Source organism: Kocuria arenosa (assembly GCF_042879215.1).
Lineage (GTDB): Bacteria > Actinomycetota > Actinomycetes > Actinomycetales > Micrococcaceae > Kocuria > Kocuria arenosa.
Genome location: NZ_JBHZTA010000006.1, coordinates 206,586 through 230,963 on the forward strand (window position 1 = coordinate 206,586; position 24,378 = coordinate 230,963).

Here is a 24,378-nt window from a genome sequence, read left to right on the forward strand (position 1 = left end):
ATCAGTCACGTCCGGGTGCCGATGGCCCCGGCGAGGGGTCTGCCGGGAGGTCGGGCGAGAGCCCCGCCGCGGGCCCTGACGCGGACTCCCCGGCGGTCATCGCGGCGTCGAGCACCCGGGCCTCGGGCAGCTCGAAGTGGTCCACGCCCTCGCGGTAGCGCACGCTGGTCCGCGCCCAGCCGGCGTCCTCGTACCAGGCGCGCCCGGCCGCCGCCGCGGAGAGCGCGTCGAACGGTGCATAGGGGTCGGTGCCGTCGTCGTCGAGGCCCACGTCCCAGTGCAGGACCAGCTGCTCGAGCTGCTCGTCCGTCGGCTCCGAGGACCCGGTGGACGGCGCCCCGCCGCCGCCGGAGAGCACCGCGCCGCCGCCCGCCAGGAAGTCCGCGCGGTCCGCCAGCAGCTCGTAGCTGATGAACTCGGCGCCCCCGGAGTAGCCGTGCAGCCACGTGCGGGAGCGGTCGAGGTCGTACTCGGCGAAGATCCGCTGCTCGGCCAGGGCCACGAACCAGTCGGCGTTGCCGTCGAGGTCCTCCCACCACGTGGGCTCGCCCTGCCGGTCCGGGGTGCGGGGGGCCACGAGCACCGCGTTGTGCGAGCGCGCGACCTCCGCGAGGCACGAGACCTTGTGCTCCGGGTGGTGGTACTCGTAGGCCCCGTCCCCGTGCAGGCGGAAGACCACGCCGACCGGCTCGCTCCAGTCGATGCCGTCGGCGAAGACGTGGTAGCTGCTGGTCGTGCCGTCGTGCTCGAAGGCGACGTCGAGCCGGTCCGAAGGACCCTCCGCCCAGCGCAGCCCCCCTGTGAGCGCCGGGCCGGTGCTGAGCGGGCGGGCCGCGCCGCGCGGGGCGGTGCGCACGCCGTCGAGGCCGTAGGGGGCGCAGGAGACCTGCTCCTCCGGCCCCGGGGCCGGCGTCCACGACCACCGGACGGCGAGCGTCGCGGCGACCAGGGCCAGCAGGGCGCCGGTGAGAATGGCCACATCCACGACCCAGCGGGATCCGCGGCGCGGCGCGGCCTCGCCCGGATCCGCATGCGTTTTCACCCGTCCATCCTAGGCGGAAGCACGTGCAGCGGCCTCCTGCCGAATTTCGGTTTCGCAACCGTTCCCCCATAATCGGCCAGGACCGTTCGGGGGGACGGCGCCCCCCACTTCCTCCTTCCGTGGTCCGTCCACCGCACCAGAGGAGAAGATTCCGCGTGACCACCACCGCACGCCCTCGGGCCGAGCAGAGCCCTCCTGCGACCCAGGAGCAGCTGCAGTCCCAGCAGAAGCTGCGCCGCAGTCTCAAGCCGCGCCACCTGACCATGATCGCGATGGGCGGCGCCATCGGCACCGGCCTGTTCGTGGCCTCGGGCAACACCATCGCCACCGCCGGCCCCGGCGGGGCCCTGCTGGCCTACGTGGTCATCGGGTTCATGGTGTTCCTGCTCATGCAGTCCCTGGGCGAGATGGCCACCTACCTGCCCGTCTCCGGCGCCTTCGAGGAGTACTCCACCCGCTTCGTGAGCCCCTCCTTCGGCTTCGCCATCGGCTGGAACTACTGGTACAACTGGGCGATCACCGTCGCCGCCGAGCTCGTGGCCGCCGCGCTGATCATGCGCTACTGGTTCCCCGACGTGCCCTCGTGGATCTGGTCCGGGTCCTTCTTGGCGATCCTGTTCGCCCTCAACGCCCTGAGCGCCCGGGCCTACGGCGAGAGCGAGTTCTGGTTCTCCCTCGTGAAGGTCGTCACGATCGTGCTCTTCCTGGGGCTCGGCATCCTGATGATCGTCGGGGTCCTGGGCGGGGAGTCGCCCGGCTTCGAGAACTGGACCACCGGGGAGGCGCCCTTCGTGGGCGGCGGCCTCGGCATCCTGGCCATCTTCATGGTGGCCGGCTTCTCCTTCCAGGGCACCGAGCTCGTCGGTGTCGCCGCCGGCGAGGCGGAGAACCCGGAGAAGAACGTGCCCAAGGCCATCCGCACCGTGTTCGTGCGGATCCTGCTGTTCTACGTGGGCGCGATCACCGTGATCGGCTTCCTCATCCCCTACACCAGCCCCAACCTGCTCACGAGCGGCGTCGAGGACATCTCCATCTCCCCGTTCACCCTGGTCTTCCAGAACGCGGGCGTGCTGGCGGCGGCGTCGGTGATGAACGCGGTGATCCTCACCGCCATCCTCTCGGCCGGCAACTCCGGGCTCTACGCTTCCACCCGCATGCTCTGGGCCCTGGCCGAGGGCGGCAAGGCGCCGAAGTTCCTGGCGAAGGTCAACCGCCGCGGCGTGCCCATGAACGCGCTGATCGCCACCACCCTGGTGGGCGGGGCGTCCTTCCTCACCACGTTCATCGGGGACGGGGACGCCTACGTGTGGCTGGTCAGCGCCTCGGGGCTGGCCGGGTTCATCGTGTGGATGGGCATCGCCTGGAGCCACTACCGGTTCCGCAAGGCCTACACCGCCCAGGGCCACGACCTCGCGGACCTGCCCTATCGGGCACGGTTCTTCCCGCTCGGTCCCGTGGTGGCGCTCGTGCTGTGCGCCGTGGTGATCCTCGGGCAGAACTACCAGGCGTTCATCGGCGACATGGACCTCATGGCCGCCCTGACCGCCTACATCGGCCTGCCGCTGTTCCTGGCCCTGTGGTTCGGCCACAAGCTGGTCACCGGCTCGACGATGGTCCGCTACGAGGACGCCGACCTCACCCGCCCGCGCGACTGACCGCCCCGAGTCCCACGCTCCCGGATCCCCGCCGCCGAGTCCCCACAATCCGGGTGGCATTTCCGCCGGGTCCCCAGTGCCGTGGCATTTCCCCAAACTAAATCTGGGGATCTGCGATGGGACTGGGGACTCGGCGCAGAAGGGCGAGAGGAACTGGGGGCTCGGCGCACCACGTGGCCCGGACGAGTGCACCTGCACACCCGGCACACCCGGTGGGCTGGGCGGGCAGCGGGTCAGGCCACTGAGCGGTAGCGGGAGACCACCACGTCCACGAGCTCGGCGGGGACCTCGCCCTCCGGCACGGCCAGGGGGCCGGTGTCCACGTCCGCGCCGGCGGCCCGCGAGAGGTCCAGGAAGTAGCCGGGCGCCAGCAGGTAGTTGGCGACGACGACGCGCCCCCCGTCCGCCAGGCCGGCCCGGGCGCCGGACACCGCCTCGGCCACGCGGGGGCGAGCGGCGGCCAGGTAGGACACGGTCACGGGCCGAGCCAGCTCGCCGGCCAGCAGGTCCGCCACCGCGGCGCAGTCCGCCACCGCGCGGCGGTCCGAGGACCCGGCGGTGGCGAGCACCACGGCGTCGTGCTCCCCCAGCGGCGCCCCGGCGGCCGCGCACGCCTCGTGCACCCGCCGGGCGAGCAGCCGGGCCAGCGCCCGGTCCGGGCCCAGGGCGGCCGAGACCCGGTGGAGGTCGTCGGCGGCGACCGCCTCGGCCACGTCCACGTAGACGTGGTAGCCGGCGGAGAGCAGCAGCGGGACCACCACGGCGGGGCGCCCGGCGTACTGCTCGGTGCGCTCGGCCAGGTCGGGGGTCTGGACGTCCACCCACGTGGGCACCACCTCGACGTCCGGCAGCTCGGCGGCGACAGCGTCCACGAGTCGCTGCACGGCCGTGCGCCCGGCCGGGGAGCTGGTGCCGTGGGCGCAGGCGAGCAGGACGGGGGGCTCGGTTGTCGTCATGCATCCAGCCTACGATCGGGGCCCGGGCCGCGGCGCCGGCGTCACGCGGCGTCACGCGGGCAACCGTGCTGTAACACGCGTGCCTCATCCTGGTAGTGGTGGCCGGCCCGCCACGACCCCCGCTCGCCCCCTGGAGGACCGCATGCTGTTGACCGCCGACCTCACCGGAGTCCCGGTGCTCGTCCTCGGCGCCCCGGACGACACCCGGCGCGCCCGGCACCGCTACGAGGCGGCCGGTGCGGCCGTCCGCTCCGTGACCAGGCCGGATCTGCTCGGCCCGGCGGACCTCGCGGGCGTCGCGCTCGCCGTGGTCGTCGGCCCGGCGGCACCGCGCTGGCGCGAGGCCCTGGACGCGGCCGGCGCCCGCGTGCCCGTGGTGCAGGAGCCCGCCGCCCGCACCGGCGGCCGCGTGACGCTGGTCGGCGGCGGTCCCGGCGCCGACGACCTGCTCACCGTGCGCGCCGTGGCGGCCCTGCAGGACGCCGACGTCGTCTTCGTCGACCGGCTCGCCCCCGCGGGCGCGGTGGCGGCAGCCGCCCCGGGCGCCGAGATCGTCCCGGTGGGCAAGACCCCCGGCCACCACCCGGTCCCGCAGGCGAAGATCCAGGACCTCATGGTCGAGCACGCCCTGGCCGGCCGCTCGGTCGTCCGGCTCAAGGGCGGGGACCCCTACGTCTTCGGCCGCGGCGCCGAGGAGCTCGCCGCGTGCGCCGCCCACGGCATCCCCGTGGACGTGGTCCCGGGCATCACCAGCGCGGTCTCGGTGCCGGGCGCGGCCGGGATCCCGGTGACCTTCCGCGAGGTGTCCCGGATGTTTACGGTCGCCTCCGGGCACGTGCCGTTCTCCGAGGCGGAGCTCGCCCACTTCGCCGGACTCGGCGCCGGCGGCGGCACCCTCGTGGTGCTCATGGGCGTGGCGACCCTCCCCCACCTCGTGGCCGGCCTGGTCCGGGCCGGCGCCGATCCCAGGACCCCGCTCGCTGTCGTGGAACGCGGGTTCACCGACCGGCAGCGCTCCACGATCACCACGCTCGCGACCGCGGTCGCGGACACCGCGGCGGCAGGCTGCGGCTCGCCCGCCGTCGTCGTCGTCGGCCCCGTGGTCCGCCTGGCCACCGCCGAGCGGGACGCGTTCCTCGCGGAGGTGACCGCCCATGGCTGCTGAGGACCTGCCCCTGGCCGGGCGGGTGGTGGGCGTGACCGCGCACCGCCGCTCCGAGGACCAGATCGCGGCCCTCGAGCGCCGCGGGGCCCGCGTGCTGCACGCCCCCGCACTGCGCGTGGAGCCGGTCGGCGAGGACGCCGGTCTCGCCGCCGCCTCCCGGGCGATGTTCGAGGCCCGCCCGGACCTGGTGCTGCTGACCACGGGCTACGGTCTGCGCCGCTGGCACGACGCCGCCGTGGCCCAGGGCTTCGACGCGGACCTGCTGCTGTGCCTGCGCGAGGCCGCCGTCTACGTGCGCGGGCCCAAGGGACGGGGCGCGGTGCGCGGTCTGGGCCTCGAGGACGCCGGGATGTCCGCGGACGAGACCACCGCAGGGCTCGTGGACCTCGTCCTGGCCGAGCACGGCGGGGACCTCACCGGGCGCACGATCGGCCTGCAGCTGCACGGGATCGCCGACGTGGTCCAGCGCCGCCGGCTCACCGACGCCGGGGCCCGCGTGCTCACCGTGACCCCCTACCGGTGGGCCTCCGCCGACGACGCCGGGCAGGTGCCGGTGCTCGTGCGCGAGGCCGCCGCCGGGCGGGTGGACGCCGTGACGTTCACCGCCGCCCCCGCCGTGGACGCGCTGTTCAGCACGGCCGAGGAGCTGGGGCTGCACGAGGAGCTGCTGGCGGCGTTCCGCGGTGGGATGCTCGCCGCGACCGTGGGGCCGGTGACGGCCGCGCCGCTGCTGGAGCTCGGGATCGAGCCGCTCGTGCCCGAGCGGTTCCGGATGGGCGCGATGCTCAAGCAGCTCACGGACGCCCTGACCGGCGCGCAGTCCGACGACGACGGGCGGTAGCCGCACCCACTGCGGCCGCAACCGGTGACCGTGTGGAGGTGCAGGCGTGCCGCGGCAGGAGCACGCGGCGGGGACGACGCACCCAGCGGCAAACGCGTGTCGGCTCGGAGGGCGCGGGACGATTGCGGGGGCGCGCCAGGACGGGGGTCAGGGGAACCGGGGGTATCCCGACGCACCCCTGCGACCGCTCGGCAACCACCGGTGGACGCAGGTAAGGCAAACCTCAGTTCGCCATGACATTGAATGTAGCAGACCGACACAGATTAGCGAACACTTTCCTGATGTAATGGTGACGAAACGGTCACGGTTCACGGATCGGCGGTGCCTCCGGGACCTCCACGGGACCGTCCACAGTGCCTTCCGCCGGGTCTTCCGACGGTGGCCGGTAGGCTGGGCGCGACCCGCCCGAACGTCGAAAGGCCGCCCGTGACCACCCCCCAGCTCGCCCCCTACGTCGACCACACGCTGCTCAAGCCGGAGGCGTCCCGCGAGCAGATCGCCACCCTGTGCGCGGAGGCCAAGCAGTACGGCTTCGCCTCGGTGTGCACCAACCCGGTGTGGACCGGCTTCGTGCGGGAGCAGCTGGCGGGCAGCGACGTGCTGACCTGCGCGGTGGTCGGCTTCCCGCTGGGCGCGTCCGCCACGGAGGTCAAAGCGTTCGAGACCGCCACGGCCGTGGCCGCCGGGGCCGACGAGATCGACATGGTCATCGACATCGCCGCCGCCCGCGCCGGCGAGCGCGAGCGGGTCGAGGAGGACGTCCGGGCCGTCGCCGAGGCGGCCCACCAGGGCGGGGCCCGGCTCAAGGTGATCATCGAGACGTGCCTGCTCACCGACGAGCAGAAGGTCCTGGCCTGCGAGGCCGCCGTGGCCGCCGGCGCGGACTACGTGAAGACCTCCACGGGCTTCTCGACGGCCGGGGCCACCGTGGAGGACGTCCGGCTGATGCGGGAGACCGTGGGCCCGGAGATCGGCGTCAAGGCCTCCGGCGGAATCCGCACCCGTGAGGACGCCCTGGCGATGATCGAGGCCGGTGCCTCCCGGATCGGCGCCAGCAGCGGTCCCGCACTCCTCGACTGAGCCCGCCGCGCCCTCCGTGGGCTTACCCCTGCCCAGCTATAGCTGTCCGCCGCAGCCCCAGACATGCCGCACCTTCGTCTGGACTTCATTCCTGCGCGCAGAGCCCCGTAGCCCGGCAAGTCGGAGGCCTTCGTGGCGCATCTGCCACCAACATGGATTTGCATCCACTCCCGAGGTGCAGAGGAACTAGGCACACGCGTCCGCAGTGACTGCTTCGGCTAGTCAGGACGACAGCCCCTCGGTCATGTCTGCAATACACCGTCACGAAAGTGACCACACTTCACAGTCGCGCATAGCCAATTAGGGGACACCGAGGGGTCACCGTGTCCACAATTTGACCCACGTTTCGAGGCCAGTCGACGCCCTGGCCGCCCCGCCCTCCCCCCCAATCCAGTCATTGGCGATCCCAAATACATACTTCTGAATTGGCTGCCGCCAATGTGTCGCCAGGTGCCGGCCTATGACTACAAGCGCAGATACTGCATGCTCTCAGCAGGTTGGTTCTTCCGGGGGGACGGGCCAACCGACTCGCGAACGCGAGTCGGTAATGCTTCAAGGGGGCTAGCAATGAGTGTGTTAGAAAGATCCGTCATGCCTAAAGGCAAATTCATCGACACGCATATACGCGGGCTCACTGAGTTACCTGACATTCGCGAAAAATATCTCGAGCAAGATGCGTGATTCAAGCATGGAGCAGGCCGGAACTTCCGAGACACGCACTGCGGAGTTCCCCGGTGCCAGCTAGGACTCGGACCGACAAGATTGAAAGTCGACTTCCGGATATATTCTTGCACTATAGCATTCGGACACCTGAATTAAATAGCTCATATTGAATCCAGGGCTTTGGTGCGACGCCAATATTGCCGCTGAAGTTGATTCAGGCCAGCATTCTGGGTTACCCGCCTGCGGCAGTCACCGTTTGTTCATGGGTGAACAGAAGGCTACATCAGCACACCGTACGTTGCCTCTCGCGGGACAGCAATCGCCGCTCAAGAAAACTGGCAATGACGGCATGGGCGGGCAGTTCATGGATATCCGCAACTTTCAGCATGACGCGTTCCACTGCTTGCCGCGAAACATAAAAAGCATCATGAGCACCCGCTTCGCCATTACCTTCATGTCCTTTTCCTGAAAGGAGCCGATGATGGAAACCACAGACCAAGTGACCATCCCACTCATTGCGGTGCACACGGTCGACACTGGCACCTTTGCCTCGGTGCAGCCACGTTCGGCGGTGGATCTCGAAATCATAGTTCCCGCCTACAACGAAGCGGACCGAATCTCGAGCACATTGCTCCAGACTGTCGAATATTTGGAAACTCAGCCTTGGAGTTCCCGGGTTGTCGTCGTGGACAATGGGAGCTCAGACGACACCGGCAGTGTGGTCAGACGGTTTTCCCTCGATAGATCGGGGAGTGTTCCCATCATGGTCATAGGTTGCGGACGCCCCGGGAAAGGCGCGGCGGTTCGCCGAGGCATCCTGAGCGGCACGTCCGCATTCACCGGCTTTTTTGATGCGGACATGGCCACGCCGGTGGAGACTTTGAGCGTGGCCATGGGGCACTTGAAGCAGGGCGCCGCCGCGGTGATTGCTTCGCGGCATTGCCCTGGTTCCACTTTCGTCCGCCACCAGCCTTTGGGTCGACGCATAGGTGGGATGGCTTTTCGCGCGCTTACTCGATCGATGGTTCGAGAAATTCACGACACTCAGTGCGGATTCAAGTTCTTCGACCGCAGTGCAATTAACCAGGCCTTGGTCCAGTGCCGAACAACTGGTTTCGCATTTGACGTCGAACTGTTGCATCGAATGCAGTGCGAAGGAGGCCAGATTGTCGAGGTGCCCGTTGCTTGGACCGACAGCCCTTCATCGACGTTCCGACCTCTTCGGGATGGAGCAGCCAGTTTCGGCGCCGTTTTCCAGATGTACAAAGGATAGGCAGACAAATGTATTTGACATCGGTCGATGGTCTACGGGGCAAGCGAGTGCTGGTGCTCAACTGGCGGGACACGGAGCACCCGCTGGCAGGCGGCGCCGAAAGGTACATGCACGAGATTTCGCGTCGATGGGTCGCAGAGGGCGTTGATGTCACCTGGTTCACCGGCAGAGGCGATGTCCAAGGGTCCTCGGACAACATCGACGGGGTGAAGATCTTCCGCATGGGCGGGGCTTTGAGCCTGTACCCGCTGGCCGCGCTGAAGCTGGTAGGTCGTCGGGGAGACTTCGATGCCATTGTCGACTGTCAGAACGGCATTCCCTTTTTCTCACCGATGTTCGCGGGTACAGGCATTCCAGTCGTACAAGTCGTCCACCACGTGCATCAGGACCAGTTCAGTACGCGGTTCTCGGCGCCGATGGCTGCCGTCGGCAGGTTCTTGGAGGGCCCTGCCGCCCGATGGGTGTATGGAGAACGGCCGCTTGCAGCGGTATCTCCGTCCACACGGCGTGAGTTGCGCCGACAGCTGCGGTTTCCCGGACCGATCTTCGTCGTTCCGAATGGAACCGTGGACGTGCCAGAAACGGTCGGTCCGCGTGACCCGGATCCCACGATCACCGTCGTCACACGGTTGGTACCGCACAAGCGGGTCGATCTTTTGCTTGGACACCTTGCCGTGGCTGCGCAAAAGGTGCCCCGCCTCCGGGTCAACATTGTCGGGGATGGCCCTGACAGGGCACGACTGCAGCAGATCGCCGTGGATTTGGGGCTCCACTCGACTGTTAAATTCCACGGGTATCAGCCCAACTCGACTCGTGATCAGCTCCTGAACGGGTCGTGGCTGACGGCGATCACATCGGCCGCCGAGGGCTGGGGACTGTCAGTGATTGAGACTGCGGCGTGGGGCGTCCCCTGTCTGGCCTTGCGCGTTCCCGGGGTGCGGGATTCCGTCGTCGATGGTGAGACCGGATGGCTTGTCGACGATTCCAGGCAGTTTGGCGAGACCCTCGTCGAGAAACTTCGAGTGCTGTCTGATGAGAACTACGCGCGGGAAGTGGCCGAGGCGTGCCAGGCATGGGCTCGTTGCTTTGACTGGGATCGTAGCGCTTCCCTTCTTGCCGGAGTCGTGCAGGAAGCGGCTCTCCGAATCGACTGGTCTCTGGCGAAGAGCCGCGGCAGCCGGACGGATCTGTCCACCATGGCCAAGTTCGCAGTGCCCGCGGGCATGGATCTGCGTGCGAAGCTACGGCCCACCGACGAAGCAATCTTCGACGGCAATCGGGCAACTGTTCTCTTCAACGGGTGTGACGAGTTCGACACGGCGCAAGTGTTGGCGTCCATGGGCGTCGTAGACGCCGAGCTTCGCCCGGTCGAGACCAGCGATCTCCTGGCTGGACCGGCCGGGCGACGTTCGCACCGGCATTCTATCGATCATGGAGCAACGGAAATTCAATGACGTCATCAACCCTTCTTGGGGACGGCTGGGGATCGGCGACGTACTCGACAATCGCAGGAGACAAAGACGTCGTCGTCCCCGCGTCCGAAGCGGCGACGAAGTGCGCGACTGGCCATCCTGCGGCTGACACAGCAGTAATTTCCGAGAACAACGGACTGCTTTCCGTCTCGGCCGCCTTGGTGGGCGTGCTCAGCTACGCCTGTACGTTGCTGATGGTGAACAGTCTCGGCTCGGCTGATTACAGCGACTTCGCTGCGGCACAGATGCTGCTGGGCATTGCTGGCACCATTGCTGCAGCGCTGGTGCCCCTGCCTCTCTCGCATGCTGTTGCAACGAATCCCATCGGGTCACAAGCCAGGCGTGAAGGTCTGGCCTTTGCGCTACTGGTGTCGGTTATTGTCGGAACTGCTGCGGCAGTGATTGCCGGCACCCTGACGGCTGCCTTCGCATCACTGCCCATGGCCCTGGCTGTCGGGTTCGCCGCTTTGTTGTTTTTCGTGGTGTCTGCGTCTCAAGGCTGGCTTCAGGGCGAACTACGATTCAAGTGGTATGCCGTAGTGGCGGTGGCGGAAGTTGCGCTTCGGCTGGTCTTCAGCTTGATGGTCGTTGCCTTCGCTTGGGGCTCCACTGGCGCAGTGCTGGGGTTCGCACTCGGCGCTCTGGTGCTGTTGGTCGTTCCGCTGTCCTTCTATCGAGACCTCCGTCTTCTTCCGGCAATCGTCAAACAGCGGTGGCGCTGGTTGGAGACCGGAGACATAGCCATAGTCCTCTGCGTCGTTTCCGCGCTGGTCGGATTCGATGTCGTCGTCATCCCATTTCTCGATGACGGCTCGGATGCTGCGGCCGGGTTCCAAGCCCTCGCGACCATCGCCAAAGGACCGGTGTACATCGCCGCCGGAACAGCATTAGTGGCCTTCCCACTGCTTCGCAGCGCGACCGCGGACACTGACAGCATCGTCGCCCATGCACTCCGCGCGTTTGGTGGCCTAGCACTGCCCGCTGCCGCAGTGATTGCCACCGTTCCACCAACGTTGATGGCTCTTGTCCTGCCACAGAGATATCACTCCGCGCTGGACATGCTGCCCTGGCTGGCGGCCGCAGGTCTCGGCTACGCCGCAATCTCAGTGCTGGCCACTATTCTGCTTGGTCTACGCTGCTACCGGCGTTGCCAACTCGGCCTTGTAGCGACGGCATTGCTGATCTTGGCTGGCATTTTTGTTGGCTGGCACCTCGGCAGTGTGACAGGACTAGCAATCGGATCCGCAATCGGATCGTTGCTCGCCGCAGCAGTTCTGATAGCCATTTCGCTGCCCAGGCTACCCTCCTCCATGATCAGGATGACGCTCAAGGCAGTCATTGCCGTTGCAGCCCTCGCTGCACTTTTCACACTTGCCGCCAGCGTACCTGTCCTATGGCTCCTGGTCGCAGCAATGACCGGCCTTCTCGTTCTCACCCTGCAAAGGTGGGAACGAGGCAATGTGCTCCCAACCCTTGGCGATCTGGTCACGCGTCGCGAAGTCCTGCAGAATCTGCGCCACTCCTCGGCTGCCATCGCGATCGCCGGATTTGTAATTTCCACGTCCGCGGCGATAGGCATACGTGCAGTTGGTCTGGGTCGTTCCTTTGAACTCCAAGGAGACGAGCTACTTTACGCAGAGCTCGGCCGCTCCGTTAGCTTCGGCCAATTGCCCAATTTGGAATTACAAACATTGCCTGATGGCCCATTTTTTCTTCATCCCCCCGGGTTTTTCCTGATTGAGGGAATTGCAATCAAAACGCTCGGATTGTCAGGTAATACATTTGATCTCGTGTATGATCTCCGATGGTTGAACGCCATCATCGGCGCACTGTCGGTGGGACTGGGATTCCTATTAATACGCAAACTCACAAATACGTCAGTTGCCAGTGTCTCCGCGGTTGTGCTCGCATTCGAACCGTTTGTGTTACGCAACCACAGCCGCGTCTACATCGAAACCCTTGGCACCGCAATGGTCCTTGTCGGACTTCTGATTATCGTGTCCCTTATGCTACGTCAGTCCGACCGCATTTTTCCCCTGGGCACCGTATGCGGCGGTCTGGTTCTAGGGTATGGAGTTTTGACCAAAGACGTTTTCGTACTTTTCACAGTCGCACCTATAATTCTCGCTGTAATGTGGAAACAGACACTTCGTCCGCTCCAGGCCATCATTCTACTAATGTCGTCGGCCGCACCGTACGTCTTCTATCTTGTGGTTCTAGCTGCAAACAACGTGTTATTCGACTGGCTGTTGCAGAAAACCAATGGACTTCGACGGATGCTGGGCTTCGAACAAAGCACCGGATTCAATGCCGAAGGTGCCCCTAGCCTAGTGGGCCGCATGATCGACCAGATCACATCCTTCGGCACAAGCTATATCCTCCTGGGATTGGGACCTATCACAGCACTATATGTTTGCCGTAGCGCGCGCCCCGAACGGCGGCTGATTGGCCTCGCGGGAGTCGTTATGGGTTTTTTTGGTCTCTACAGCGCAGCATTTGGTACTTTCGAGGAACAGTACGGCTACCCGGTAATGATTGCCGGCATTCTTAGCATGTCAGTTTTCGCATTAGAGGTTTGTGAACGCAATAAAAACTTTATAAAAATGGTGACTGTAGCCGGCACCCTATTCGCAGTCGTGGTCGTATTGTTTGGGCTTCGAGCTGAGACCACTTCCGACGATGGCTATGCAAGATTTCGGCAATGGATGCCGTCCAATCTTCCGGCCAACGCCTCGGTAAGCGTCACCAATGTCACTGCCGAATTGGCGTTCGCAGACGATTCGCGTTTTGGCGCATGGCCGTCGCCGGAACTCATGGACCAGAACAACGTCGATTACATTTTGACGCACTCATTGCTTACGTTGCAGGGGTATGGCTACGCCAGCCCTGAAATGCTCGAGTGGCTAACTTATACAGCCACCGAGGTGGTCACCTTCGAAGGGCCCACGAACGGCGCCACAACGCTTTGGCGTGTCGACGAGAATGAGCTGCGGGAGGCTGCCGATGCGAGCATCGCCCCGCCAACTGAAAACTTCTATCTGGAAAGAGCTGGATAGACACATGACCAGTTTTTTTCGTCCGCTCCGCCAGCGACGTCTGAGCCGGAATATTGCCATCGTTGTCGGAGCAGTTCTACTAGTTACACTCGACCAGAACTCGACAGGAACGGTCGGACCGAAGTTAACATTTGGTGTGCTGGATTCTACCTGTGCCGCGGATCGTGTTGGCGCGTTGAGTCGAGCTGGAGTGGAATTGGCGCAAATGGACGTTCTTTGGGATCAACTCGAACCAATTCCCGGCCAAGTCGATCGGGAGTACGCCGACGATTTGGCCGCGGCTATTACCACTTGCCAAGACGCCGGAATCAAAGTCATATTGGGGCTGGGACTACAATACGCGCCTGAATGGGTGAGAGATTTGCCGAACGGCACATATTGGAACCAAGCTGGTGATCCTCATACCGGACAGGTGCCCAACATAGTGTTCAGCAAATACGTACGTCAAGCATTCGAGCAACACGCCGCCAACGTTCTAAGGATCGCCCCTCCCGCATCCATTCATGCCATCCGACTCGGTACGAGTGAAGGTGGAGAGCTTGGCTATCCTCTGGGCAAAAAACGCGCCGAACACTCAGTCCCTAACTTTTGGGCCTTCAATGAGGCTAATCCAGCGGTAAACAATGTTCCGCCCGACGTGGGCCAAGCCCCGCTTCCTGGATGGAGACCGGGAGACGGCACTTGGCGCGGGCAGGCAGTGACACCAGCTCAAATGAGGTCCTGGTTTGGCTGGTACTCCGAGGCGCCGGTAGCTGCCGTACTCTGGCAGGCGAATGTGCTCCGAGGACTCGGATTTTCAGGAAATTTCCATGTGCCGCTCGCCGGCGGGGGCGCATACCCCTCACAACTGCAGAAGGCCATCGCCTCTGAATTGGTCAACATAGAGGATCCAGACGGGAGCCTCGAAAGAGGTCTTTACTATCCGGACCAGCTGAGGGCCTTATCGAAAGGGGAGCACAAAGATGCTCTTATAGCGGACGTGACCGGCTTGGATGACGTGACTGCCGTTCAGGCAAGGTCCCGAACGCCAGCAACGGACTCTTGCAGCCCGGTCGACCATCTCATCGACTTGACTACGAATCCGGACGCAGAGCGCTGGTCCTCGTCGCGATGGACCATTGCCAATGCCCGAAAATTCGGCTTGAAGGTCATCGGGGAAAATCCGGGATCACCTCATGCCTCAAATACCGGCGGGCATTCGGAATCGGATGACTTGCAGGATCAAATGAAACATGCGCCTCGCTATGCGGCGGAATGCGGACTTTCGATGTTTCTGTGGGCTTTTGAGGACAATCTATTCAGTGAGCCGCAACACCCGCGGCTCGATGACTACCGAAAAAGCATCTCTACCTATCAATGAATCGCGCGGACAACGCGAACCCATAGCCGGCTATTTCTATACCCGGGAGTTTTAGGAGACACACCATGTCGGCGTCCAATAGCTACACATCATCGGTACCCGAGTCAACAGACCGGCGGCCTCAATGTGCGCACAACGGAACGGGCCAGATGCGAGTGCTGCACTTGGGATTTGAGGATCCTCGGATGCCCAGCGCAGGTGGGGGCTCTGTAAGAACTCATGAAATTAACAAGCGTCTTGCGGCAGAGGGCCACCACATTACCGTGCTGACAACAACCTACCCGGGCGCTGTCGAACGTTGGCAGGACGGTGTGCGCTATGTCCCCGTCGGATTCGGTGCGGGTCGTACACGCCTCGCGCGATTGCTCGGTTACATCGGTCGACTTCCCTGCGAGGTGCGTCGCCGACGTGGTGAATGCGATCTGGTTGTCGAAGACTTCTTTGCGCCTTTTTCTACCATGGCGGCCCCTCTTTGGACAAGCAAGCCCACTGTTGGAATGGTTCAGTGGCTGGATGCTGAGGAAAAGTGGCACCAGTACAAACTCCCCTTCCATCTCGTGGAACGGGCCGGAGTAAGGTCCCACAAACGACTGGTTACGGTGTCGCGCGGGACTGCAGAGGCCCTCCGCGAGCTTAATCACAGTGCTCATATCGATATTATTAGTAACGGACTGGACCCGCGAGCCCTGGAGGTGGAGCCGAGGCTCGGGAACGACGTTGTTTTCATTGGGCGGCTGGATATTCTGGACAAAGGAATTGATCTGCTGCTGGACGCTTGGGAAGGCGCCCACGAGAACGTTGACGGTGATTTGGTCATCATTGGATCAGGCCCGGACGAGAGCAAAGTATTGAGAATGGTCCGAGACAAAGGGCTCAACAAGCGGGTCCGATTCACGGGCTGGATGGAGGGTGCAGAGAAGTTCGAGTTACTTGGCAACGCACGATTGGTCGTCATAGCTTCACGAAAGGAGTCCTTTGGCCTCGTTGCGATTGAAGCTTCGGCAACGGGCACGCCGGTCATCGCCTTCGATATCCCTGGCCTGCGGGAGGTAGTGCCGCCTGGATCCGGTTGGCTTGTCAGGCCCTTTGATGCGACCGCACTGTCGACTGAAATCGCATTGCGTTACAACCGGACGGAGGATTTGGAGGAGGCCAGACAAGCGGGCCGAAACTTCGCATCGCGCTTCGACTGGGAAACTTCAGCTGTCAGGCAGGCGGCGGCCTACCGAGCGGCGATAAACCAATAGCACATCAATCCTAAGTTCCTCTCAATTTTATGGCGTTCCTTGCCCAAGCGCATTCCATTAGGCGTTAGGAGCTGTTCATCGAGACCGAACGGCATAAAGGACGCAGCCGGTTCGATGACACACCTAAGCAATTAGCAGTTGTATTCTTTGCGATTGGGTTTCACATTTTTAAAGGGACCTGGACAGGGGTTTCTACTTGAACGATTTTTATCGTCAACAGCATGACTTTCAGTCCACCGTGTCGAGCGCACGGGTAGCGGCTTCTCCGTGCATACTAACGACTCAACGATGGATGGGAACATAGTGAATCGGCAAGTGGTAACCGTGATTGCCATGTTGATTACTTTGAGCGATGAGTTCTGAGAAAATGTTTCAAGATCGCGTTAAAATGCATTGTCATATAACAGGGCCTCAAGCCCGCAATTGTCGCAAAAGTAAATTCATAGTTGGCCATTTTTGGACCATTTTGTAGTATGCCTAGAAATCTCGCGACTAGTGCCCTTAGAGTTGAGTTTGCAACAAGCTCAGTCGTTGCGTTCGCCAAGGGCCGGAGTGACTGCCGGGCGGCAAGATCCGGTGTGGTCGTTGACGAAAACTATTGCTGATTGCATAGAGCGCATGAGAAGCAAGAGCGTGTCAGGGCAGTGACAAAGTCGGGAGTACGTCTCTTGCGTAGGGGGCTGGAAGTTCATTTGGTTCTGGTGGAGGGAAAAATGCCAGATTGAATATCACGCGAATACCGTCCACTTTTCGAGTGAAGGCGAACATGCCGACTCCGCTGCCACAGAAAGGATGCGCACTGCCGTTGCGAGCGATCGACCTTAGGCTTACTTTCTGTCTTGAGATCGATTCAATGGTGGTTCGACCGGTTTCCGGTGATCACGCGTCGGTCATCAAAGAGCTGGCAATTCACTCGTCCACGTTGCAGGATTGCGTTTCACAGATTGGTACGTGTCAGATTTGGCAAGATCATGGGTCTTCACGACGTGATGTGAAGCCCGTTCATACCTTGCTTCTCTGGCTTTTTGAAGCCCTTTGAAGTCATTTCGGCTTCCAAACGGTTCACTTAATATTGGAAGTTTGTGCAGAGAGTAGGAATTCACTCGTGATGGAAAACCATTCTGGCGCCAGGAAAGTTTTGGTCCCCTCCCAGCCGACTTATCTGGCATGGCCCGGATATTTTGCAAGACTCATCCAGGCCGACCAGCTAGTCCTTATGGACGACGTTCAATTCGTCAAGCACGGATGGCAAAACCGTAACCATATTTGGGATTCTGTTGATGGGCGACGCATGCTGACCATTCCTGTGCGAATGAAGGGACGATTTGGACAGTTGATCGAAGATGTTGAAATCGCCGCCTCGGGATGGGAACGCAAGCACTTGAGTCAAATCACTCACGCTTATCCTAAGCTCGGTCAACGAGGCGAGGCTGGCGAACAGGTACTGCAGTACTATGGGCACACCTTTAGTCACCTTCGCGAGGCGAACGAGGCCTTTATCGACATGGTTATCCGCCTGCTGCGCTTGGAGGTTAAGGTGATAAGAAGCAGTTCTTTGAACGTTACAGGCCAGAAGACAGATCGTCTTCTCGACTTATGTGCGAAAACTGGATGCAATGTGATGCGGGTTGGCCCTGGCGCACTAGAATATTTGGACCTTCCGTTGATAGAGAATTCAGGAGTGGAACTAGAAATTGTCCGCACCGCATCCGGCGAATCAGATGCGGACACTGAAGTCGACCTCAGCAGGCTCTCGATTGTAGACACCTTGCTCCGGCACGGCTCCAATAGCCGCACGATGCTCGAACGCAAATACTGGTTCGACAAAGTTCTCGCGCCGCCCATGCTGGAGCGCGCGATTTAGCGGCGACGGTTGCATATAATTTTGGCGAATTGTACTGACGTGGTTCGATCAACCAGTGGTGAATAATGGAAAGATAAGTTTTTTAGGAGCTTCACTTCCGACACTTGTTCATTTTTCAGCCCAGCCATGAATATTTGGCCGGATACTCATGTTAAGTTTGATCACCACATTCGCGGTGCCAGATTAAGCGGTTGCGGAGTATTGCTCATCATTTTCACGAGCTTGCCTCGGGGGTGGCTGGGCGGCTTCGCGGTGGTTTGCGTTTTCTTCGACGCTGGATGTAGTTCGTGTCGGCCTCCACGTCGTAACCCCCGCGATCATGGGTGGTCATCCCAACGCTGGAACATTGACTAGATACGGAGTCGTCATGGGCCACGATCGTAAACATTCCCTTCGGGAAGCGGGGTCGCCGGCTTGTTGCTCCGATGGCACCCTCAATCGGTTTCTTTCTCCGCTGTGCTTGATTGCAGCTTTGGGTTGGCCTGTCATGCTCCTACCTTCACATGCCTTTGGTTTGTGGAATGCCTATCCCATCGTCCAGGTGCATGCCCTTCCCATGGTGGGGATCTTTATAATGGTTCTGTGCATCGTCTGTGCCGGAGTCGTGCTGCACCGCGCTTCCGCTACATGCGCTCTGCGTAGGACGGCTCTCACAGTGATGATTATTGTTCTCAGCACCGCTGTACTAGTCGAAGGGGCGGTGTTCTATCGCGCGGGAGGCTTTCTGTCGGCCGGATCCGCCGCGGTGGCGATCGGCAAAGGCGATCTGACGGTGCTTTCCTTCAATGCTCGAGACACCTCTGCGTCGGACCTGGCCCAGGTCACTGTGGAGACCACGGCTGATGCCGTGTTATTGGTGGAAACCAGCAGAGATGTCGCAGTAGAGCTGGTTCAGCGCTTGCATTGGCGGGGTATTCAGAGTCAGCTGTTTATGGGTAGCGGATCTTCCCTAGCAGGGGAGGAAGAGGTCGCGATCATCGTGACCGAACAGCTGGGGATATATCATGAGTCACCCGGCCCATCCTTGGCGTTTGGGGCGGTCACGGTGCAACCAGTCAGTAACACTCGCGCAGACACGGAGCCTCTCTGGTCCGAACGACCCGTTCTCAGCGCTGTGCATCCTCCGGCACCGCTCCCTGGAAAGGTGCCGGCATCCGTCTGGACGCAGCAACTGCAAGCGGCCGTTGCTCCTTGCCGACAGCAGGCCGCAATAGTTGGCGGGGACTTCAATGCATCCTCGACGCAGATTGCACAGGTGATGGGCCGTGATTGCATCCACGCCGGCACGCATCTGGGCAGGGGTTCGGTTGGCACTTGGCCTACGGTTGTGCCGTCTCCTCTTGGAGCAAGCATTGATCACCAGCTCGCAGATGGAAACCTCTGGGAACCCGTCCGCATCAGCTTCATGGACGTCGGCCGATCGGATCATCGCGCCGTGACTGTTTCCTATCGGGCCATCAACTCATGACCAACGGCCATTGAGGGTCTGCTCCCACCGAAATATCAACCGCCAATTGATTAAACCTGATCTGCCCGCAAGTTGGGCTATGCCGATTGCAGCTATATTGCGGCGCCGCGGAGTCCACTCACGAGCCGGGCTCGAGCCGAACCCCTTAGAATGAATCCGACTCCTTGCGGCTGCGCGACCGGCCGCTCCCACCGTCAGAAGGATTGGATCCATGGCCAACCGAGCCCAGTCGTCCACCAGCACCTCGGCGGACGCGACGCCCAGCGGCCGCAGCGGCGCCACCGTGCGTTCCCACTCGGGCCAGGGACGCACGGTCAACAACCTCGTGTTCCTCGTGGTCTGCATGGCCATCATGATCGGCAGCTTCATCGCCTTCGCCAGCTACCCCAACAGCCCGCTGATCTGGTTCATCGGCCTCGGCCTCTACACTCTGGCCCTGCTCATCCCGGTGACCATCCTGCACAACAGCACCGCCAAGAAGGCCGAGGGCGGGCGCACCCTGGCCATGGACGTCCCGCCGACCACGGAGGTCGCCGGCGAGCCCACCACCGCGGCGAGCTTCCCGGACGCTCCCCGCGACATCGGCACCCGGGACGCCCAGGTCCGCGCGGAGCACAAGGACGACGCCCTGGGCAGGGCCACCCAGTAGTCCATCCCGTACGGCGACCGACGGCCCCCTCCCGCACTCGCGGGCGGGGGCCGTCGCGGTTCCCGTGGGGCGGCCGCGCGGAACGTCCGGGGCCGCACGGGTGGGGTGGGGTCGGCGCGGGGCCGCCCGTCGTTGTCGTCCGGAGGTGGCCACGCGGAACGTCCGAGGCGTCGGTCCGTGGGACTAGACTGGACGCGAATGCTTCGCGGCCGCCCGTGACCGGCCGCCTCCCACCGCCAGAAGGGTTAGATCCATGGCCAACAGAGCCCAGTCGTCCACCAGCACCTCGGCGGACGCGTCGACCGGCCGCAGCGGTGGCGCCACCGTTCGCTCGCACTCGGGCCAGGGACGCACGGTCAACAACCTCGTGTTCCTCACGGTCTGCATGGCCATCATGATCGGCAGCTTCATCGCCTTCGCCAGCTACCCCAACAGCCCGCTGATCTGGTTCATCGGCCTCGGCCTCTACACCCTGGCCCTGCTCATCCCGGTGACCATCCTGCACAACAGCACCGCCAAGAAATCCGTGGGCGGGCGCGCCGTGGCCATGGACGTCCCCTCGTCCACCGAGGTGCCCCGGATGGGCAGGGGCGGCACCGCCGCCGAGTTCGACGACGGTCCCCGGGACATCCGTGAGCGCGACACCCACACCGCTGCCGTCCACCACGACGACAAGTACGGCAAGGCCACCGAGTAGGACCGTATCGGCCGGACCCCAGCTGACCGGGGTCCGGCGGCGACAGGTCCAGCGACGGCGCCGACGGATCGGACCGCAAAGGTCCCCTCCCGCAGCGGGAGGGGACCTTTTCCGTGCCCGGTGGACCGGGGCGGCTGCCGCGCTCTCGAGTCAGGCGGTGGCGGGCTCCTTGGCGAAGACCGCCTCGACCACGCCGCGCGCCCAGGCGAGCACCGCGCCGTCCACGAGGTCCTTGCCGCCGATCCGCTCGGTCTTGGGCTTGGGGATCAGCACCTGGAAGGTGTCGGTTCCGGGCACCGCCTTGACCTGGGCGCCCGGGTAGAGGCGGGTGAGCCGCATCTGCCGGGACTCGGGGAGGTCGGCCGGGGCGAAGCGGACCATGTTGCCCTGCGCCGCGACGTCGGTGAGGCCGGCGGCGCGGGCGGCCACCCGGAACCGGGCGACCTCGAGCAGGTTCTGCACCGGTTCGGGCACCTCGCCGTAGCGGTCGACGAGCTCGTCGGCGACCTCCTGGATCGCCTCCTCCGTGGCGGCGTTGGCGAGGTTGCGGTAGGCCTCCAGGCGCAGCCGCTCCCCTGGAACGTAGTCGTGCGGCAGGTAGGCGTTGACCGGCAGCTCGATCTTCATCTCGGTGGGCCGCTCGTCCTCCTCGCCGCGGTACTCGGCGACGGCCTCGCCGACCAGGCGCAGGTACATGTCGAAGCCCACCCCGGCGATGTGCCCGGACTGCTCCCCGCCCAGCAGGTTGCCGGCGCCGCGGATCTCGAGGTCCTTGACGGCCAGCTGCATGCCGGCGCCGAGCTCGTTGTGGGCGGCGACGGCCTTGAGCCGCTCCAGCGCCGTCTCGGAGAGCGGCTTCTCGGCCTGGTACAGGAAGTAGGCGTAGGCCCGCTCCCGGCCGCGGCCCACGCGACCGCGCAGCTGGTGGAGCTGCGAGAGGCCGTAGCGGTCCGCGCCGTCGACGATCAGGGTGTTGGCGTTGGCGATGTCCAGGCCGGTCTCCACGATCGTGGTGCAGACCAGGACGTCGAACTTCTTCTCCCAGAAGTCCACGATGATCTGCTCCAGCCGGGACTCGGACATCTGCCCGTGCGCCACGGCGATCCGCGCCTCGGGCACGAGCTCGGCGATCTCCTTGGCCTTGCGCTCGATCGAGGACACCCGGTTGTGGATGTAGAAGACCTGGCCCTCGCGCATCAGCTCGCGCCGGACGGCGGCGGAGACCTGCTTGTCGGTGTAGGCGCCCACGTAGGTGAGCACGGGGTGGCGCTCCTCCGGCGGGGTGGCCAGGGTGGAGGTCTCCCGGATCCCGGTCAGGGACATCTCGAGGGTGCGCGGGATCGGGGTCGCGGACATCGCCAGCACGTCCACGTTGGTGCGCATCGCCTTGAGCTTCTCCTTGTGCTCCACGCCGAAGCGCTGCTCCTCGTCGATGACCACGAGGCCGAGGTCCTTGAACTGGACCTCCTTGGACAGCAGCCGGTGGGTGCCGATCACCACGTCGATCGACCCGTCCTTGAGCCCGGCGAGCGTCTCCTTGGTCTCCTTGGCGGACTGGAACCGGGAGAGCGCGGCCAGGCGCACCGGGAAGCCGGAGAAGCGTTCGGTGAACGTCTCGGCGTGCTGCTGGGCGAGCAGCGTGGTGGGCACGAGGACGGCGGCCTGCTTGCCGTCCTGCACGGCCTTGAACGCCGCGCGCACCGCCACCTCGGTCTTGCCGTAGCCCACGTCCCCGGAGATCAGTCGGTCCATGGGGACCTCCCGCTCCATGTCCGCCTTGACCTCGTCGATGGTGGTCAGCTGGTCCGGCGTCTCGATGTAGGGGAAGGCCTCCTCGAGCTCGCGCTGCCACGGGGTGTCCTCCGCGAAGGCGTGCCCGCGGGAGGCCATCCGCGCCGAGTACAGGCGGATCAGCTCGTTGGCGATGTCCCGGACGGCCCGCTTCGCGGCGCGCTTGGTCTTGTTCCAGTCCGTCCCGCCCATCTTGGACAGCGTGGGCGCTTCACCGCCCACGTAGTTGGTGACCTGGTCGAGCTGGTCGGTGGGCACGAACAGGCGGTCCCGCGGGCCATTGCGCTTGGAGGGGGCGTACTCGAGCACCAGGTACTCGCGCACGGGCTTCGGCTGGCCGGGCTTGATCATCGCGCCGGCGATGGGCCGCTGGATGAGCTCCACGAACTGGCCGATGCCGTGCTGCTCGTGCACCACGAAGTCGCCCTGGCTCAGCGCCAGGGGGTCCACGGCGTTGCGCTTGCGCCGCACCGGGAGCTTGCGCATGTCCTTGGTGGTGTACGGGCTGGCCTTGCCCAGCAGGTCCGCCTCGGTGAGCAGCACGATCCGCGGCCCGTCCAGGGCGAAGCCCTTGCCGGCCACGGCCGTGGTGAGCTCCACGATCCCGGGCCGCGGCTCCTCGGCGAGGGTCTCGCGGCGGGCGGCGGGGATCCCGGCCTCGTGCAGCAGCTCCGCGATCCGGGCCAGCGGGCCCGGGCCCTCGGTGACGGCGACGACGCGCCAGCCGTCGGCCACCCGGCCCTGCAGAAACTCGAGCATGGCCTCGACGTCCCCGTGGAAGCCGAGCGGGTCCCGGGCGGCCACGGTGAGGGTGTCGGCGTCCGAGTCGATCAGCGCGATGTCCTCCGCGGCGGTGTCCGCGTCCACGTCCTGGCCGGCCACCGCGTTGACGTTGAGCGCGGTCACGGCCCACCAGCCGAGGCCGGTCTCCAGCGCAGTGGCCCGGGCCTCGGCGAGGGTCTGGAAGGACCCGGAGGCCAGGGTGCGGCCCTCGCCGTCGTCGTTCCGCACGACGTGCTCTGCGGAGGTGATGTCGATGGGCGCGGACTGCCCGTCCGAGGCGGACTCCCACGCGGCGAGGAGGAACTCCTCGTTGGTGGCCACGAGGTCGTGGGCGCGGGTGCGGACCTTCTCCGGCTCCATGACCACCACGAGCGAGCCGGGCGGGAGCAGGGACAGCATGGGCACCAGGCCGTCCACCAGCAGGGGCGCGAGGGACTCCATGCCCTCCACATAGATGCCGCCGGCGATCCGCTCGAGCATCGACTCCGCGCCGGGCAGGGTGTTCTTGAGCTTCGCGGCCCGGGACATCACGGACGGGGTGATGAGCACCTCCCGGCACGGCGGGGCCACGAGCCGCTCCGGGTGGTCCCCGGTGGTCAGGGTGCGCTGGTCGGCCACGGCGAACCAGCGCAGCTCGTCGACCTCGTCGCCGAAAAACTCGATGCGGACCGGGTGGTCCTCGACCGGGGAGAAGACGTCGATGATCCCGCCGCGAACGGCGAACTCCCCGCGCCGGGTGACCATGTCCACCCGGGCGTAGGCGGCCTCGGCGAGCGCGGTCACGGCGGCGTCGAAGTCGAGCTCCTCGCCCCGGGCGAAGCGCACCGGGGCCATGTCCCCCAAGCCTTCGACGACGGGCTGGAGCACGGAGCGGACCGGGGCCGTCACCACCCGCAGCGGGCGCTCGGTGTCCTTGCCTGCCAGCCGACGCAGCACGTCGAGGCGGCGGCCCACGGTGTCCGAGCGGGGCGAGAGCCGCTCGTGCGGCAGGGTCTCCCACGCCGGGAACTCCGCGACCTCCTCGGCCGGCAGGTACGCACCCAGGGCCGCGGCGAGGTCCTCGGACTCGCGGCCGGTCGCGGTCACGGCCAGCAGCACCGGGGGGCGGAAGTCGGCCGGGGCCGGGGCGTCGTCGAGGGCGCCGCGCAGCTGGGCCGTGAGCACCGCGCGCATCCCGTCCGGGGCGCTGATCACGGTCTCGGCGCTGCGCTCCCCCGGCGGCAGGCCGGCCTGGGTGCGGAGATTGGCGAAGGAGCGTTCCGCCCCGAGGGCGGCGAGCAGTCCGGACAAGGTCATGGGTGAGCAGTCTCCTGGGA

At 64.5% G+C, this 24,378-nt stretch carries 17 protein-coding genes; 14 read left to right on the forward strand and 3 right to left on the reverse strand.

The window, feature by feature from the left end; all coding sequences use genetic code 11:
- Position 1: 1 nt before the first annotated feature.
- The gene (locus tag ACFYE3_RS12140) at positions 2 to 1,042 is read right to left on the reverse strand and encodes a hypothetical protein (RefSeq protein ID WP_387609437.1); all 1,041 of its coding nucleotides are present in this window, start codon (positions 1,040 to 1,042) and stop codon (positions 2 to 4) included.
- A 155-nt stretch (positions 1,043 to 1,197) separates the two neighbouring features.
- Between ACFYE3_RS12140 and ACFYE3_RS12145 the strand changes: the two genes are divergently transcribed.
- On the forward strand, positions 1,198 to 2,697 hold the full coding sequence (locus ACFYE3_RS12145) for an amino acid permease (protein ID WP_387609440.1): 1,500 nt from the start codon (positions 1,198 to 1,200) through the stop codon (positions 2,695 to 2,697).
- Between the two features lie 233 nt (positions 2,698 to 2,930).
- Here the strand turns inward: ACFYE3_RS12145 and ACFYE3_RS12150 are convergent, their stop codons facing one another.
- A complete protein-coding gene (locus ACFYE3_RS12150; protein ID WP_387609442.1) occupies positions 2,931 to 3,653 on the reverse strand; it encodes a sirohydrochlorin chelatase in 723 nt (240 codons plus the stop codon).
- Positions 3,654 to 3,795: 142 nt separating this feature from the next.
- Between ACFYE3_RS12150 and cobA the strand changes: the two genes are divergently transcribed.
- The 13 genes from cobA (at position 3,796) to ACFYE3_RS12215 (ending at position 20,488) form a co-directional block, all read left to right on the forward strand.
- Positions 3,796 to 4,818 (forward strand): uroporphyrinogen-III C-methyltransferase, encoded by a 1,023-nt coding sequence (gene cobA, locus ACFYE3_RS12155; protein WP_387609445.1) that lies wholly within the window; start codon positions 3,796 to 3,798, stop codon positions 4,816 to 4,818.
- Positions 4,808 to 5,659 (forward strand): uroporphyrinogen-III synthase, encoded by an 852-nt coding sequence (locus tag ACFYE3_RS12160; RefSeq protein WP_387609448.1) that lies wholly within the window; start codon positions 4,808 to 4,810, stop codon positions 5,657 to 5,659. The genes cobA and ACFYE3_RS12160 overlap by 11 nt, the downstream gene beginning before the upstream one ends.
- 426 nt (positions 5,660 to 6,085) lie before the next feature.
- Positions 6,086 to 6,739 (forward strand): deoxyribose-phosphate aldolase, encoded by a 654-nt coding sequence (gene deoC / locus ACFYE3_RS12165; RefSeq protein WP_387609449.1) that lies wholly within the window; start codon positions 6,086 to 6,088, stop codon positions 6,737 to 6,739.
- 925 nt (positions 6,740 to 7,664) lie between these two features.
- Positions 7,665 to 7,871: a hypothetical protein gene (locus ACFYE3_RS12170; RefSeq protein ID WP_387609451.1), complete on the forward strand. Its 207-nt coding sequence runs from the start codon at positions 7,665 to 7,667 to the stop codon at positions 7,869 to 7,871.
- A 9-nt stretch (positions 7,872 to 7,880) separates the two neighbouring features.
- On the forward strand, positions 7,881 to 8,675 hold the full coding sequence (locus tag ACFYE3_RS12175; RefSeq protein WP_387609452.1) for a glycosyltransferase: 795 nt from the start codon (positions 7,881 to 7,883) through the stop codon (positions 8,673 to 8,675).
- An 8-nt stretch (positions 8,676 to 8,683) separates the two neighbouring features.
- The gene (locus ACFYE3_RS12180; RefSeq protein ID WP_387609455.1) at positions 8,684 to 10,129 is read left to right on the forward strand and encodes a glycosyltransferase family 4 protein; all 1,446 of its coding nucleotides are present in this window, start codon (positions 8,684 to 8,686) and stop codon (positions 10,127 to 10,129) included.
- On the forward strand, positions 10,126 to 13,203 hold the full coding sequence (locus ACFYE3_RS12185) for a hypothetical protein (RefSeq protein ID WP_387609457.1): 3,078 nt from the start codon (positions 10,126 to 10,128) through the stop codon (positions 13,201 to 13,203). Before ACFYE3_RS12180 ends, ACFYE3_RS12185 begins: the two co-directional genes overlap by 4 nt.
- Positions 13,204 to 13,207: 4 nt before the next feature.
- Positions 13,208 to 14,563, forward strand: a complete 1,356-nt coding sequence (locus ACFYE3_RS12190; protein ID WP_387609459.1) for a hypothetical protein — start codon at positions 13,208 to 13,210, stop codon at positions 14,561 to 14,563.
- 185 nt (positions 14,564 to 14,748) lie between these two features.
- Positions 14,749 to 15,810, forward strand: coding sequence for a glycosyltransferase family 4 protein (locus ACFYE3_RS12195; protein WP_387609461.1), 1,062 nt, complete (start codon positions 14,749 to 14,751; stop codon positions 15,808 to 15,810).
- Positions 15,811 to 16,918: 1,108 nt separating this feature from the next.
- Entirely contained in the window at positions 16,919 to 17,674 is a 756-nt protein-coding gene (locus ACFYE3_RS12200; protein ID WP_387609564.1) for a WbqC family protein, read from the forward strand.
- 367 nt (positions 17,675 to 18,041) lie between these two features.
- Positions 18,042 to 19,142 (forward strand): endonuclease/exonuclease/phosphatase family protein, encoded by a 1,101-nt coding sequence (locus ACFYE3_RS12205; RefSeq protein ID WP_387609464.1) that lies wholly within the window; start codon positions 18,042 to 18,044, stop codon positions 19,140 to 19,142.
- 211 nt (positions 19,143 to 19,353) lie between these two features.
- Positions 19,354 to 19,791 (forward strand): hypothetical protein, encoded by a 438-nt coding sequence (locus tag ACFYE3_RS12210; protein WP_387609466.1) that lies wholly within the window; start codon positions 19,354 to 19,356, stop codon positions 19,789 to 19,791.
- Positions 19,792 to 20,044: 253 nt separating this feature from the next.
- Positions 20,045 to 20,488: a hypothetical protein gene (locus ACFYE3_RS12215; RefSeq protein WP_387609467.1), complete on the forward strand. Its 444-nt coding sequence runs from the start codon at positions 20,045 to 20,047 to the stop codon at positions 20,486 to 20,488.
- A 150-nt stretch (positions 20,489 to 20,638) separates the two neighbouring features.
- Here the strand turns inward: ACFYE3_RS12215 and mfd are convergent, their stop codons facing one another.
- A complete protein-coding gene (gene mfd, locus ACFYE3_RS12220; RefSeq protein ID WP_387609469.1) occupies positions 20,639 to 24,358 on the reverse strand; it encodes a transcription-repair coupling factor in 3,720 nt (1,239 codons plus the stop codon).
- Positions 24,359 to 24,378 lie beyond the last annotated feature (20 nt).

Excerpts from the sequence above, each read along its gene's own strand:
- ACFYE3_RS12205 (WP_387609464.1), top strand. The coding sequence starts at position 18,042 with ATGGGCCACGATCGTAAACATTCCCTTCGGGAAGCGGGGTCGCCGGCT.
- cobA (WP_387609445.1), top strand. The coding sequence starts at position 3,796 with ATGCTGTTGACCGCCGACCTCACCGGAGTCCCGGTGCTCGTCCTCGGC.
- ACFYE3_RS12195 (WP_387609461.1), top strand. The coding sequence starts at position 14,749 with ATGCCCAGCGCAGGTGGGGGCTCTGTAAGAACTCATGAAATTAACAAG.
- ACFYE3_RS12160 (WP_387609448.1), top strand. The coding sequence starts at position 4,808 with ATGGCTGCTGAGGACCTGCCCCTGGCCGGGCGGGTGGTGGGCGTGACC.
- ACFYE3_RS12185 (WP_387609457.1), top strand. The coding sequence starts at position 10,126 with ATGACGTCATCAACCCTTCTTGGGGACGGCTGGGGATCGGCGACGTAC.
- ACFYE3_RS12175 (WP_387609452.1), top strand. The coding sequence starts at position 7,881 with ATGATGGAAACCACAGACCAAGTGACCATCCCACTCATTGCGGTGCAC.
- ACFYE3_RS12210 (WP_387609466.1), top strand. The coding sequence starts at position 19,354 with ATGGCCAACCGAGCCCAGTCGTCCACCAGCACCTCGGCGGACGCGACG.
- ACFYE3_RS12150 (WP_387609442.1), bottom strand. The coding sequence starts at position 3,653 with ATGACGACAACCGAGCCCCCCGTCCTGCTCGCCTGCGCCCACGGCACC.
- ACFYE3_RS12180 (WP_387609455.1), top strand. The coding sequence starts at position 8,684 with ATGTATTTGACATCGGTCGATGGTCTACGGGGCAAGCGAGTGCTGGTG.
- ACFYE3_RS12215 (WP_387609467.1), top strand. The coding sequence starts at position 20,045 with ATGGCCAACAGAGCCCAGTCGTCCACCAGCACCTCGGCGGACGCGTCG.
- mfd (WP_387609469.1), bottom strand. The coding sequence starts at position 24,358 with ATGACCTTGTCCGGACTGCTCGCCGCCCTCGGGGCGGAACGCTCCTTC.
- ACFYE3_RS12200 (WP_387609564.1), top strand. The coding sequence starts at position 16,919 with ATGGAAAACCATTCTGGCGCCAGGAAAGTTTTGGTCCCCTCCCAGCCG.
- ACFYE3_RS12190 (WP_387609459.1), top strand. The coding sequence starts at position 13,208 with ATGACCAGTTTTTTTCGTCCGCTCCGCCAGCGACGTCTGAGCCGGAAT.
- ACFYE3_RS12170 (WP_387609451.1), top strand. The coding sequence starts at position 7,665 with ATGGGTGAACAGAAGGCTACATCAGCACACCGTACGTTGCCTCTCGCG.